At 63.7% G+C, this 12,101-nt stretch carries 15 protein-coding genes and 2 pseudogenes; 6 read left to right on the top strand and 11 right to left on the bottom strand.

The genetic code is table 11. From position 1 onward, the window contains the following. Positions 1–106: 106 nt before the first annotated feature. A complete protein-coding gene (locus NKI15_RS07275; RefSeq protein ID WP_023741128.1) occupies positions 107–622 on the top strand; it encodes a TIGR00645 family protein in 516 nt (171 codons plus the stop codon). Between the two features lie 132 nt (positions 623–754). On the opposite strand, the gene NKI15_RS07270 is transcribed toward NKI15_RS07275, so the two are convergent. From NKI15_RS07270 to NKI15_RS07260, 3 genes are all read right to left on the bottom strand, one after another. After that, positions 755–1,621 (bottom strand): SDR family oxidoreductase, encoded by an 867-nt coding sequence (locus tag NKI15_RS07270; RefSeq protein WP_352513906.1) that lies wholly within the window; start codon positions 1,619–1,621, stop codon positions 755–757. A gap of 119 nt (positions 1,622–1,740) precedes the next feature. Further along, the gene (locus NKI15_RS07265; RefSeq protein ID WP_352536699.1) at positions 1,741–2,448 is read right to left on the bottom strand and encodes a helix-turn-helix transcriptional regulator; all 708 of its coding nucleotides are present in this window, start codon (positions 2,446–2,448) and stop codon (positions 1,741–1,743) included. A gap of 8 nt (positions 2,449–2,456) precedes the next feature. Beyond that, positions 2,457–3,329: a S1C family serine protease gene (locus NKI15_RS07260; RefSeq protein WP_352536698.1), complete on the bottom strand. Its 873-nt coding sequence runs from the start codon at positions 3,327–3,329 to the stop codon at positions 2,457–2,459. A 166-nt stretch (positions 3,330–3,495) separates the two neighbouring features. On the opposite strand from NKI15_RS07260, the pseudogene NKI15_RS07255 reads away from it, so the two are divergent. After that, a pseudogene (locus NKI15_RS07255) lies at positions 3,496–4,445 on the top strand (S1C family serine protease). A 13-nt stretch (positions 4,446–4,458) separates the two neighbouring features. On the opposite strand, the gene NKI15_RS07250 reads toward NKI15_RS07255, so the two are convergent. Both NKI15_RS07250 and NKI15_RS07245 read right to left on the bottom strand, forming a co-directional pair. After that, positions 4,459–5,361 carry an arginase family protein gene (locus NKI15_RS07250; RefSeq protein WP_352673148.1) on the bottom strand — a complete coding sequence of 301 codons (903 nt, stop codon included), beginning with the start codon at positions 5,359–5,361 and terminating at the stop codon, positions 4,459–4,461. Positions 5,362–5,455: 94 nt separating this feature from the next. Next, positions 5,456–5,880: pseudogene (locus NKI15_RS07245) on the bottom strand (VOC family protein). A gap of 66 nt (positions 5,881–5,946) precedes the next feature. On the opposite strand from NKI15_RS07245, the gene NKI15_RS07240 reads away from it, so the two are divergent. After that, complete coding sequence (locus NKI15_RS07240) at positions 5,947–6,573, top strand: TetR/AcrR family transcriptional regulator (protein WP_023751192.1); 627 nt, start codon at positions 5,947–5,949, stop codon at positions 6,571–6,573. Here the strand turns inward: NKI15_RS07240 and NKI15_RS07235 are convergent. Continuing rightward, positions 6,506–7,462, bottom strand: coding sequence for a LysR family transcriptional regulator (locus NKI15_RS07235; RefSeq protein WP_352885950.1), 957 nt, complete (start codon positions 7,460–7,462; stop codon positions 6,506–6,508). The genes NKI15_RS07240 and NKI15_RS07235 overlap by 68 nt on opposite strands. Positions 7,463–7,571: 109 nt before the next feature. On the opposite strand from NKI15_RS07235, the gene NKI15_RS07230 reads away from it, so the two are divergent. Both NKI15_RS07230 and NKI15_RS07225 read left to right on the top strand, forming a co-directional pair. Further along, positions 7,572–8,207 carry an FMN-dependent NADH-azoreductase gene (locus tag NKI15_RS07230; protein WP_023689756.1) on the top strand — a complete coding sequence of 212 codons (636 nt, stop codon included), beginning with the start codon at positions 7,572–7,574 and terminating at the stop codon, positions 8,205–8,207. A 514-nt stretch (positions 8,208–8,721) separates the two neighbouring features. Beyond that, a complete protein-coding gene (locus tag NKI15_RS07225; RefSeq protein ID WP_352536693.1) occupies positions 8,722–9,003 on the top strand; it encodes a hypothetical protein in 282 nt (93 codons plus the stop codon). A gap of 47 nt (positions 9,004–9,050) precedes the next feature. Here the strand turns inward: NKI15_RS07225 and greA are convergent, their stop codons facing one another. From greA to NKI15_RS07210, 3 genes are all read right to left on the bottom strand, one after another. Beyond that, a complete protein-coding gene (gene greA, locus NKI15_RS07220; RefSeq protein WP_023749972.1) occupies positions 9,051–9,533 on the bottom strand; it encodes a transcription elongation factor GreA in 483 nt (160 codons plus the stop codon). 101 nt (positions 9,534–9,634) lie between these two features. Beyond that, positions 9,635–9,931, bottom strand: coding sequence for an HlyU family transcriptional regulator (locus tag NKI15_RS07215; protein WP_023691516.1), 297 nt, complete (start codon positions 9,929–9,931; stop codon positions 9,635–9,637). 101 nt (positions 9,932–10,032) lie between these two features. Further along, positions 10,033–10,710 (bottom strand): PadR family transcriptional regulator, encoded by a 678-nt coding sequence (locus NKI15_RS07210; protein WP_023683798.1) that lies wholly within the window; start codon positions 10,708–10,710, stop codon positions 10,033–10,035. Positions 10,711–10,982: 272 nt separating this feature from the next. Here NKI15_RS07210 and NKI15_RS07205 point away from each other — a divergent pair, with 272 nt between their 5' ends. Then, a complete protein-coding gene (locus NKI15_RS07205) occupies positions 10,983–11,240 on the top strand; it encodes a DUF2798 domain-containing protein (RefSeq protein ID WP_023672449.1) in 258 nt (85 codons plus the stop codon). A gap of 44 nt (positions 11,241–11,284) precedes the next feature. Here NKI15_RS07205 and NKI15_RS07200 read toward each other — a convergent pair whose 3' ends face one another. Both NKI15_RS07200 and NKI15_RS07195 read right to left on the bottom strand, forming a co-directional pair. Next, on the bottom strand, positions 11,285–11,665 hold the full coding sequence (locus NKI15_RS07200) for a thiol-disulfide oxidoreductase DCC family protein (protein WP_023697082.1): 381 nt from the start codon (positions 11,663–11,665) through the stop codon (positions 11,285–11,287). 69 nt (positions 11,666–11,734) lie between these two features. Further along, positions 11,735–12,028: a GYD domain-containing protein gene (locus tag NKI15_RS07195; RefSeq protein WP_023672447.1), complete on the bottom strand. Its 294-nt coding sequence runs from the start codon at positions 12,026–12,028 to the stop codon at positions 11,735–11,737. Positions 12,029–12,101 lie beyond the last annotated feature (73 nt).

Below are 12,101 nucleotides of genomic sequence, written 5' to 3'. Positions count from 1 at the left end.
CCGGCCCTCCCGGCGGGGTTTTTTTGCGTCGCAATTTGCCTTGCAAACTGCGGCAAGCTGATCGAAATACCCCAGTCGACCTCAGAAAGCTGACCGGAACCGCTGCATGAAACGTCTCGAACTCGCCATCGAATCGATCATCCTCGCCTCACGCTGGCTGCTGGTGGTTTTCTACATCGGGCTGGCCCTAGCGCTCGCCGTCTATGCGCTGTCCTTCGGCAAAAAACTCTACGAGTTCGTCATGGTCGCCTTCACACTCGACGACACCGACACCATCCTGAAGATGCTCGGCCTCATCGACGCCGCACTTGTCGCCTCGCTGGTGGTGATGGTGATCATCTCCGGCTACGAGAATTTCGTCAGCCGCTTCGACGACCAGGATGGCGGCGTGCACTGGCTGGGTACGATCGATGTCGGTTCGCTGAAGGTCAAGGTCGCCTCGACCATCGTCGCTATTTCCTCGATCCACCTGCTGCAGGTGTTCCTGAATTCGTCTTCCTATATGATCGACCAGCTGATGTGGCTGACCATCATCCACCTCGCTTTCGTCGTCTCGGCGCTGATGCTGGCCTATATCGACCGGCTGATGGGACTGAGCAAAGGCAAGAAGGGCGAGGAGTGATGAACCCCTTTTTCTCCCCATTCATGGGGAGGTGAGGCTGGTCCGCACAGCGGGCGAAAAGCCAATTGCTTGGTCTTTCGAACAACGCCGGCGGGTGGATGAGGAAGCAACGCCGTCGGCCCGTGATTTCCGTCAGTAGATGCTTTTGACGTTCGTCGGCGAATTGGCAAATACCGCGTCCGGCACGAAAAAGTCTCCGGCCAGCGGCCCGGTCGCGCCCGGCGCGTAGGCCGCGAAATCGGTCACGCCCTCGGCCCGCAGCACCTCTTCATCAATGTAGAAATTGCCTGATGTCTCGCGCGATGGCCGCAGGAAGATGGCGTGTGCGGCATCGGCCATGATGTCGGGCAAGCGGCTCATCGCCGCGACCGTCGCGCCACCGAGCAGATTGCGCACCGCAGCCGTGTCGATGGTCGAGATCGGCCACAGCGAATTGACCGCGATGCCGTCCTTGGCAAACTCGGCGCTCATTCCCAGCGTGCACATCGACATGCCGAACTTGGCCATGGTGTAGGCGACGTGGTTCTTGAACCATTTGGCCTTCATATCGAGCGGCGGTGCCAGATTCAGAATGTGAGGATTCTCAGCCAACTTCAGGTGGGGAACGCACATTTTCGACACCAGGAAAGTGCCGCGCGTGTTGATCTGGTGCATCAGATCGTAGCGCTTCATGTCGGTCTCCAGCGTGCCGGTGAGCTGGATGGCGCTGGCATTGTTGACGCAGATATCGATGCCGCCGAACTTTTCGACGGTCTTGGCAACCGCCTCGGCCACCTGCGCCTCCTCGCGGATGTCGCACAAAACAGGCAGCGCCTTGCCGCCGGCCTGCTCGATCTCCTCAGCTGCCGAGTAGATCGTGCCCGGCAGCTTCGGATGCGGCTCGGCGGTCTTGGCCGCGATCGTCACATTGGCGCCGTCGCGCGCCGCCCGCAACGCTATCGCCAGCCCGATGCCGCGCGACCCGCCGGAGATGAACAGCGTCTTTCCCTTGAGCGACATGTCTTGGCACCTCCCTTGCTACATCACTGACGCGAACCATTGCGCGGCGGCAATGCACTGCGCAAGGCCTCGGCAGCCTGCAACGGGTTACGCAACGTAGGCTCAAACGGAAAAGGGGGTTAGACCAGCACCAGGCCCTGCCGCATCGCGATCGCGATGGCATCCGTGCGGTTCGCAGCACCCAGCTTGATCAGGATCGCGGCGACGTGGAACTTTGCCGTGTGCACGGAGATGTTCAGCCGCCGCGCGATCACCTTGTTGGGCGCGCCTTCGGCCAGCAGCGCCAGCACTTCGGCCTCGCGCGGCGACAGCGCCGGACGGGCGGTAGCGCCATCGTCCAACGGCTCCTCGCCGAACAGCCCGCTATGGCTTCCGCCGTTGGCGGCGCCATCGAAATCGTCGTGGCGAGCGGGCGTCGAACGCCCATCCCTGGACACCCGGTAGCCGGCCGCCGCCAGTCTGACGGCAGCCGCGATCAGATTCGCATCCGACGCCAAAGGCAGCACGGCAAGCACCCGGTTTTCCGGCCGGCCAGCGCTCGCGGATAGCAGCACCCGTGGGATTGCGCTGTTGCCACCATCGGCTCGATCGAGCCAGGCCGCACTGTTCGCAACAGCGTCATCGAAGACAGCGACGTCGGCAATCCCGCTGCCGGCTACGACCGGAAGCAGATCGTCCGCCATGGCAAGCGAAGCTGACAGGCGCTCGGCACGCGCGGCATCGTGCAGCGCGATCAGCACCACGAGCTGGCGTCCGCCGCCCGCCACCTCCGGCCCACCCACCTCCGGCCCACCCGCCTCCGGCCTTGTCAGCGTGTCGCTTTCCATCGGCCCTCTCAGCTCAGCGGTTTTTCACCGACGGTCAGCGCGACGTCGCGCTGCTCGCCGCCGCGCACCACGCCGAGCGTCACCGCAGCGCCCGCGCTATCCGGCCCAAGCTTTCGGATCAGTTCGCGCGGGCCGTGCACGGCCTCGCCATTCCACGCCACGATGATGTCGCCCAGCGCAAGGCCGGCGGCCTTGGCCGGACCATTGTCGTCGAGGCTCATGACCATGGCGCCGCGCGCCGCGCCGTCACGGATCGGGTGCAGGCCGGCGCCGAGATAGCCGCGCGCGACATGGCCCTTTTCACGCAGCGTCGCCACGGCCCGCTCGATCGTCTCATAAGGCATGACCAGCGCACGACCATGTGGCCCAAACAGCAGCATGCCGATCAGCGCGCCCTTGGCGTCAAGCACCGGCCCGCCCTCGAAACGGCCGCCGGCATTGACGGCGAGATTGATGCGCCGATCGATGGTGCCGCCGCGCATCGAGCGCCAGGCGGGGCCGACCTCGCCGACCGAGCCCGAGACAGCCAGCGCCGAGCCCTGACTGCTGCCGACAGCGATGGCGACGTTGCCCGGCCGCACCCCATCCGCCTTGGCGAGCGCAGGCGCCGCGGCCGCGCCGGCCGGCTTCAGAAGCGCTACGCCGGTCGACGGATCGCGACCGACCAGTTCGGCCTTCACCGCTTCGCCCGAAGCCAATGTCAATTCGATCTCCTCACCGGCCTCGACAGCTTCCTCGGCGGTGACGAAATAGCCGTCACGCCAGTGGAAGGCGCTGGCGGTGCGATGGTGATCGGTGGTGAAACTTGCCGTTGCCGGCGCAGCCTTGGCGGCGAGATCGGCGATGGCGTCGGAAAATGCATTAAGGTTGAAGTCACTCATGATGATCTCCTGGGTTTTCTCATGCCCCAGATATCGCTCGGCAGTGCGCCCGGAGGTACTCGTCTGACGGCTAGTTGGTGTGACTGGCCATCTGGTCAGGTCGCGGCAGTTCGAGCCGCTCCGCACATATAGTCATCATCGCGCCTGAAAACACGGAGCCCCGCCAATGGCCCTCGCCGCCCACAAATTCGAAACCGACGACACACTGCTCGACGCCTATTCGACGACAGTCGCGGACGCCGTCGACCGGATCGGCCCAGCCGTCTGCCGCATCGAGCGCGTCGGTGGCCAAGGTGGCCATGGCTCCGGCTTCGTCATCGCGCCGGACGGGCTGGTCGTTACCAATTTCCATGTCGTTGGCGATGCCAAAACGGTGCGCGTCTCTATGCCCGACGGCGCCTCCAGCGAAGGCCGCGTGCTAGGCCGCGACCCTGACACCGACATCGCGCTGGTGCGCGCCGATGGCAGCTTCACCGAAGTCGCGCCGCTCGGCGATTCCAAGCGGCTGCGGCGCGGCCAGATCGCCATTGCCATCGGCAATCCGCTCGGCTTCGAATGGACCGTAACGTCAGGCGTGGTCTCCGCACTTGGCCGTTCGATGCGCGCCTCGACCGGGCGGCTGATCGACGATGTCATCCAGACCGATGCCGCGCTCAATCCCGGCAATTCCGGCGGACCGCTGGTGTCGTCGGCAGGCGAAGTCATCGGCGTCAACACCGCCATGATCCACGGCGCGCAAGGCATCGCCTTTGCGGTCGCTTCCAACACCGCCAACTTCGTCATTTCGGAGATCATCCGCTTCGGCCGCGTGCGGCGCGCCTTCATCGGCATCTCGGCCGACACCACCAGTTTGCCGCGCCGCGCAGCGCTCCTGTCGCAGGTGACCACAGTACTGCGGTGCGGCTGCGCAGCGTCGAGAAAGACGGACCCGCGGCGAAGGCCGGCCTCAGGGAAGGCGACATCATCGCGGCGATAGACGGTCGCCCGGTCACCGGCGTCGACGACCTCGTGCGCATGCTCGACGCCGAACGCATCGGCCGCGAGACGCTGTGCACAGTGGTGCGCCGCACCGGCGTCAGCCAGGTGACGGTGACGCCGGTAGCAAGGGCGAGCTGAGCCTTTATCGAAGCTAGAGCACCCGCCCGAGCAGCGACACCAGCAGTCGCGCAAGGTCACCAGTCGGGTCGAGGTCGGGATCGTAGATCGTCATGTCCAAGCCGGTGCAGCGCTGGTCCGCTGCCAGCGCCGACAGAATGGCAACGAGTTCATCGGGGTCGATGCCGGGGCTGCCGGGCGAATCCACCGCCGGCATCACCGTCTGGTCGAGCACATCGACATCGAGATGCAGCCAGTAGGGACAGTCGGCGCGCGCCAGCGTCGCTCTTGTCTTTTGCAACACTCCAGCCGCGCCGAGTTCCTGCGCGGCAAAGACGTCGATGCGCGTCACGGCGGTCGCATTGATGTCGGGCCAGGCAAAATCAGCATCGCGGCTCTCGCGTTCGCCGATCTGAACCACCGCCTCGTCGGCGACGAGCGGACCGACAACACCTGGCCATTGCGCCAGCAAAGCCTCGCCGCGTCCGGTGGCAAGTGCCAGATCCATGCCGGCAGCCGAGCCGAGTGAGGCATTGACATCGTAGTTGCCGGGATGGCGGAAATCGCTGTGGCCATCGACATGGACCAGGGCGACCGCGCCCGAGCGCCGCGCGGCGACCAGTGCGCCAAGCAGGATCGAGCAGTCGCCGCCGATGATCAGCGGGAACTCGCCTTGCCCAAGCGCACCGGTGACGATCTCGGCAAGATCGAGGTTGAAGCAGCGGATCGCCGGACCATTACGCAGCCTAGTGCCCGGTTGCGGTTCGGTACTGTAGGCGGGTCTGTCGAGATCGACCACCCGCCCCGGCGCCAGCGACTCGATCAAACCAGCTTCGCTCAGCGCCTGCGGCGCACGCCAGGTGCCGGGCACATGGCCCGGCTCCAAGGGCCGAAGGCCGAGATTGGATGGCGCACGAACAAGGCAGATGTCACGCATGCGGCAGGCCCAGCTTCAACATCACCAACATAGACCGCATGGTGCGGGTCCGGCCACAGCGGCCGGAGCCGCTGCCGACATTTGCTGCCATTGTTCAGGCGCCCGCCGCGCCCGCCGCGAATTGCGCCTGAAATTCCGGGCTGAGCGGGATCGGCTTGATGACGTCGATCAGCACGCCATTGGGATCCCTGGTGATGAAATGGCGCTGGCCGAAGAGTTCGTCGCGCAGCGGGCACAGGATCGGCAGGCCGGCCGCAACGATCCGTTCATAGACAGCATCAGGATCCCTCACGTCGAAATTGATCAGCAGCCCCGATGTGCGGCCGCGCCCCCCTCGGGGATCGTCTCGTGGTCGCCCTGGACGATACCGAGATTGACCCGGCGATCCTCGGCAGACTGCAGATGCACATACCAGTCGCTCGCAAACAGCGGCTTGAAGCCGAAGTGATTGATATAGAAGGCTTTTGTGCCGGCTACGTCGCCCGTCATCAGCACCGGATAATAGCTCGTCGTCTTCATCTTTCTTTCTCCCGTCAGCCAACATACAGTTTGCATGTAATTCGAAATAACATACAGGCTGCATGTATGCAACGAGAAACCCCGCGCCGCTCCAACCGCGACCGCACCGAAGCGACGCGCGCCGACCTGATCGCTGCGGCGCGCAAACTGTTCATCGAAAAGTCCTATGCCGAGACCGGCACGCCGGAGATCGTTGCGGCCGCCGGCGTCACCCGCGGCGCGCTCTATCACCACTTTGCCGACAAGCAGGCGCTGTTTGCCGCCGTGGTCGAGCAGGAGGCGGCGGCGGTGGCGCAAGAGATCGAGCGCGCCTCGCCGCCTTCTTTGTTTGCCCGTAATGCGCTGATTGCCGGCTCGGACGCCTATCTCGCCGCCATGCGCGCGCCCGGCCGGACGCGGCTTTTGCTGCTCGACGGGCCGGCCGTGCTTGGCCGCGCCGCCATGGATGCGATCGACAATCGCCACGGCAACCGGTCGCTGCGCGAAGGCCTGGTTGCGGCAATGCGCGAACAGTCGATGACCAGACTGCCGGCCGATGCGCTGACCGCTTTGCTCGCCGCTGCCTTCGACCGCGCAGCACTTGCCGTCGAGGCCGGCGCCTCGGCCGAAGACTATCGCGCCGTGCTCATTGCTCTGATCGATGGGCTGTCTCCGGCTCATCCTCAGGCAGGTCGTCCGGGTCGAACTCGTTGAAGCAGCCGAGCTGGCGTTTGAACTGGTCGATCAGCCAGGCCGCCGCCGGTTTCGGGCTGCGGTCGGCGCGGTGCATGGCATAGAGCGATGAGCGCACCTCGCTAAAAGGTTCAAGGTCGAGTTCGACCAGCCTGCCGCTGGCCAAATCGTCCGCGATCAGCCAGCGCGGCAACACGCCCCAGCCCAGCCCCTCGCGCATCAACGTATGCTTGATACGCACATCTGTCAGCCGCCATGTACGATAGGCAAAGACGCCGAAGTCGCGTCCCTTGGTGCGTTCCGACTGGTCGGTGACAACCAGCTGGGTGTGCTCGCGCGCATCCTCGAGCGCCACCGGTTTCGGCAGCAGTGCCAGAGGGTGGGTGGGGGCGGCAGCCAGCACGATCGACATGAAGCCGATGCGCACGAGATGCACGTCGACCTCGCCCAGCAGGCCACCGATGCCAAGATCCGACTGCCCGCTGACGACATGGTCGGGGATCAGACCGAGCGTGCCGATATGCAGTCGCATCATCACGGTCGGGAACTGCGCCTCGAATGCCTTCAGCACCCGCACCAGCACTGGCGAGGGCAGCGCCGCGTCAACCGATAGCGCAACTTCAGCCTCCAGCCCCTGATGGTGACCGTCGACACGCGAACGCATGCGCTGCAGCACGCCGACCATGCGCCGGGCGTCCTCCAGCATCGCCCGGCCGATTTCGGTCAGCTGCGGCTCGCGCGTGCCCTCGCGCTCGAACAGTTTCAGGCCAAGCTGCGCTTCTAGATTGGCGATGCCGTAGCTGATGACGGACTGCGCGCGGTTAAGCTTGCGGCCGGCGGCTGAGAAGCTGCCGGTGTCGGCGACCGCAACCAGGATCTGCAATTGGTCGAGCGTCGGATTGGGCTGCACGGCATACCTACTTTATGGATGGATCATATAGATAATATACCAGTTTTTTGAATGGGTCGGTAGGTCCATATCAAGCGGGAGAAATCAATTCCCACTTGAGAGAACCGCTATGTCTATCCTGCTTGTAACCTCGAGCCCGCGCGGCGCTGCCTCGCACTCGACCCGTATCGCTACCGAATTCGCTGAAAAGCTCGTCGCCGCCGACCCGTCGAATACGCTCGTCGTACGCGACCTCGTGGCCAACCCGCTGCCGCATATCGACACCGATTATGCAACCGGCATCTACACCCCCGTTGAAGCCCGCACGCCGCGCCAGGCGGAAGTCGTCGGCGTCTCCGACATCGTGCTTGACGAACTGTTCGCAGCCGACACCGTGATCCTGGCCACCGGCTTCATCAACTTCAACATCTCCTCGACCCTGAAGTCCTGGGTCGATCACATCTCCCGCTCCGGCAAGAGCTTCTCTTATGGCGAGGGTGGTCCCAAGGGCCTCGTCACCGGCAAGAAGGTCTATATCGTACTCGCCTCGGGCGGCATCTATTCCGAAGGTGCGGCCGTGCAGTTCGATCACGCGATCCCCTATCTGCGCGGCGTGCTCGGCTTTCTCGGCATGACCGATGTCGACGTCATCCGCATCGAAGGCGTCGGCATGGGCCCTGATGCCGTCACCGCCGCACTTGCCAAGGCGACCGCCAAGGTCGATGCCGTCGTGGCCAAGACCGCGAGCGCGCAAATCGCCGCGTAAGCACACCCCGTCATTCGCATTGAAAAGGCAGGCGCTTCGGTGCCTGCCTTCTTGCTGTCCGGGGCCGAGAGCAGGGTACACCGGCAGATGGCGTGGTGTTCGTGGCGGGGTTTTCGATGGCTGCCAACTATTCTTGCCCGTTCATCAGCTGGCCCTCATAGGTTTGGAAGCCCCCGGCATCGCCATCGGATTTGCCGTTGGTCCACGGCCAATCTGTTTTTGCACCGACGGATCGGGCTAGACTCGTGCATCCCTGTCAAAACAGAGAGGCAACTTATGGCCGAATGTCCGAGTGGAGGAGAGAACAACGGAATTGTCGCAAGCGCTGTTGCCGACGACGATCCGCGTCTCGCGTTCATCTATCAGGAGGCGGTGAGAGGTCTCACTCAACAGCAGACGCTTGTGGAGAACATGAGCACCCGCCGGCAGCCTTGTCTTTGCCACCGCATTTGCCAACTCGCTACTCGGCGGTGCGGCGCTTTCCAACGGGCTTGGGCTTTGGGATTGGACCGCAGTGGCCCTGTTGTTCGGCATCGGCGGGCTGATCGTCTTCATGCTTTGGCCCTATCACCAATATACATTCCGCTTCGATCCGGAAGATCTGCTTGATCAATATGTCGACGGCGACAGGCCGACGACAATGTCGGCCATGCGCCGCGCGCTTGCCCTTCGGATCAAGGCGGACATGGCCGGCAACTGGCGAATTATCCAGCGGCTCCGGCTGGCGTTGCAGATTGCGCTGGTTTTTCTGCTGCTCGACATCCTGGCTTGGCTTTTGGCAATTGCGGGCATCTGATCACGTCTCAAGGTGCACCGGCCTCGGTCGCGCATCATACCTGCGTCCTAGGAAATGGACAGGATCTCAAGTTCGCGCGGCCCTAGTTGGACAAAGTCGCCAACGGTTTTTCCGGTCAGCGCGATGGCAACCGGCGAACCATGCGATATGGAAGCTTCAGACGGGTTGGCCTCATCCTCTCCGACGATGCGGAAGGTCTGAGTGCGGCCATCATCACGCTTGAAGGTAACGGTGTGCCCGAAGGCGATCACCTCATTAGAGGTGGGCACCGGCATAAGCTGAGCCGTACGCACGCGCTCGGCATAGTAACGCATATCTCGAACCGGAATCGCTGACTGGCGTCGCCGCTCATTGACATCTTCCAGCACGCTAGCGGCCTCGAGAGCTTGCTGGGCGCGAGCCAATTCAACCTGCAGCGTCTTGAGGCCCGCTTCCGTGACAAGGTTGACCCGATCCGAGACAGGGCGAGCCGGCAGGATGGTTTCCGATGCTGCCTCGGCGCTTTCCTCCTTGGCAAACGCTACGCTCAATTGTCGATACTTTCTGCTTGCGGCCCACTGCCGTTATTCGAGATTCTGGCGACGGATGACCGGCGCAAAACCTATGTTCGGCGCCTCGACCAGTTCGGCCCTTACCCGAACATCCTCTCGCCTTGCTCGTCGACCAACTGCATGCCCTTCTTGATCGAGATGTCGACGGCGTCGTCCAGTCCGGCAAAGCGATCGGCGCGGATGAATTTGTGTTCCTTCATCACGCCGTCGACTTCCTTCGAAACCACGCCGCAGGTCTGGTATTGGCCCCCCTCCGCCTTGTAGGGCGTGGCGCTGATCAAAAATCCCTTGTGCTCAACCTGCTTTGCCGGTGCTGCGCTCTTGGGCTCGCCCGCCTCACCGCCGCCACCACCGAAAAGACGTTTCAGAAAAGACATGGGGCTTCCTCCAACGGCAATCATCCTGCACCACGTCTCGCGGTGCAGGATGATTTTCAGTACCGTTCCTCAGTCGAACGGGCAAGGGTTCTCGCCCGGGGTCAACCGCGCGATAGCGCTTCTAGGGCTTCAGCGGCGGCTTCCAGGACTGCAATCGCCTCGGCCTGCTTTTCAGCCGGCGCGTCGACGAGATCGCCGAGCGCGGCACGCAGCCGGTGGCGCACGGCGCGGAACTCGTCGCGGGCTTCCGAGCGACCCCGTCCACCGCGCCGTCCGCCTTCCTCGCCGTCGTCGTTCCAGCCGAACCAGTCCCGCGCTTTCGCCATCTTGCGGCCGAAGCGCTCCAGATGCTCGAGCACGCCGTCGATCATCTCGCGGTTCTCGGCGAGATGCGCCTGCCCCGCCTCGGTGATCGAAAACACCTTCTTGTTGCCGTCGGCGGCTGAAGCCGCATAGCCGGCCTCTTCCAGGAAGGTCAGCGTCGGATAGACGACGCCCGGGCTCGGGCTGTAGATGCCGCTGGTGCGCTCTTCCAGCGCCTTGATGATGTCGTAGCCGTGGCGAGGCGCCTCGGCCAGCAGCGACAGCGTGATCAGCTTGAGATCGCCGTCGGCCAGCATGCGCCCGGCGCGAAACATGTCGCCCGGGCCGCCGCGTCCACCGCCACGTCCGCCGTGGCCGAACGGACCAAAGCCGCTGCCCCCTCTTCCACCAAATTTGCCTGCCATGTGCAGGAATGCGCGCTCGGCGCGCTCGCCAAAGGGATGATGTCTGTGCATGAATTGCTCCTTGAGTTATATCTTACGATACATCTTAATTAGGCTTGCCCCGCCGACGAGTCAAGATATATCTTACGATGTATCTAAAGGCGGCGCCAGAAGGTTGATTTCGCCGCCGCCGGCAGCTAGAAAGCGCGTGAGGGCCAAAACCTCTCCGTAAGCGTCTGACGTCAAGCAACGCATCCACCCCGGTCTTTCCGGGCAGTTCCGCCGGAAACCCGGCGCAATGGATGCCAAATGCGACGGACCGGATGTTTCAGGAAAATCCAAAAATGACCACGACCCGTAAGCGCGGCAAGCTGCCGGCGCGCTATGCCGCGATCGTCAGTCCGCTGGTGCTGTCGCTGCTGATGACCTTCATAGTCTCGTTCATATCGACGCTGAAAAGCCTTGGACTGCAACCTGATTTGCCGGCTGTCTGGCTCACTGCCTGGGGCCTGTCCTGGCTGGTAGCGTTCCCAACGTTGCTCATGGTGCTGCCGGCGGTGCGCCGCATTGTCGGCTGGCTTTGCGAGCCGGCGTCCCGGTAACGCCCATGACGGTAAGGCCCGCAGATTCTTCGGGCCTTGCCTCGCTACCAGCGGCCCTTGCGCCGGTTCCAGGCATAGAGAAGATCGGCGAAACGATCATAGGCCAAGCGCGTCAGCGGCAGCGCGACCGGATTGCCGAAGAGCGTCGCCAGCCAGCCCTCGCCCGGCGTCGCCCGCCAGACGGCAACCGCGACATCGGCGCCGACCAGCAGCCTGCCTTCGGCATCGGTGGCATGCAGCCGGCGGCGTATGTCCTCCAGCGAGGCGCTGTAGCCAGAGAGCGCCGCCGGTTCGAGGTTGATGTCGCGGAATTCGATCCGCCCGGCCTTGATCGCCTCGATCAGCCGCCGTTTCTGCCGGGTGATGCCGCCATCGCAAACCGGGCAGCGTGTGTTGTACCAGACGGTCAGCGCAGGCTTGGACATGGCGCGACTATCGCCCTGACGGCACGGCCCCGCAATATGACGCCGAGCCGCACGGACCCGCGCCCAGCGCTATCCAAGCGAAGTGACGATCTCGCGATAGGCAAATTCCGGGAAAGCCTTGAGCGTTCGCGTCTTGACGCTGCCACCCGTTGCCAGCATCAGGGCGAAACGAGCAAGCACAGCATCGTCGGGCGCCTCGATAATCGCCACCATGTCATATTCGCCCATAGTCAGGTAAAACGCCTTGAACGAGCCGCCCATGTCGGCCAGTTGCTTCTTGGCGGCATCGAGCCGCTTCGGCGACTCTCGGATATTTCTGGCGCCCTGTTCCGTCCAGTTCATCAGCAGGATGTAGGTTGTCATCACACACCTCCCTCCGGCGCCACGGAGCACGGCTGAGGACATCAGCCGGGGCGGACATCCGGTTTTTCGCCCA

Source organism: Mesorhizobium sp. M0862 (assembly GCF_040319795.1).
Lineage (GTDB): Bacteria > Pseudomonadota > Alphaproteobacteria > Rhizobiales > Rhizobiaceae > Mesorhizobium.
This window is presented reverse-complemented; position numbering and strand designations above follow the sequence as displayed.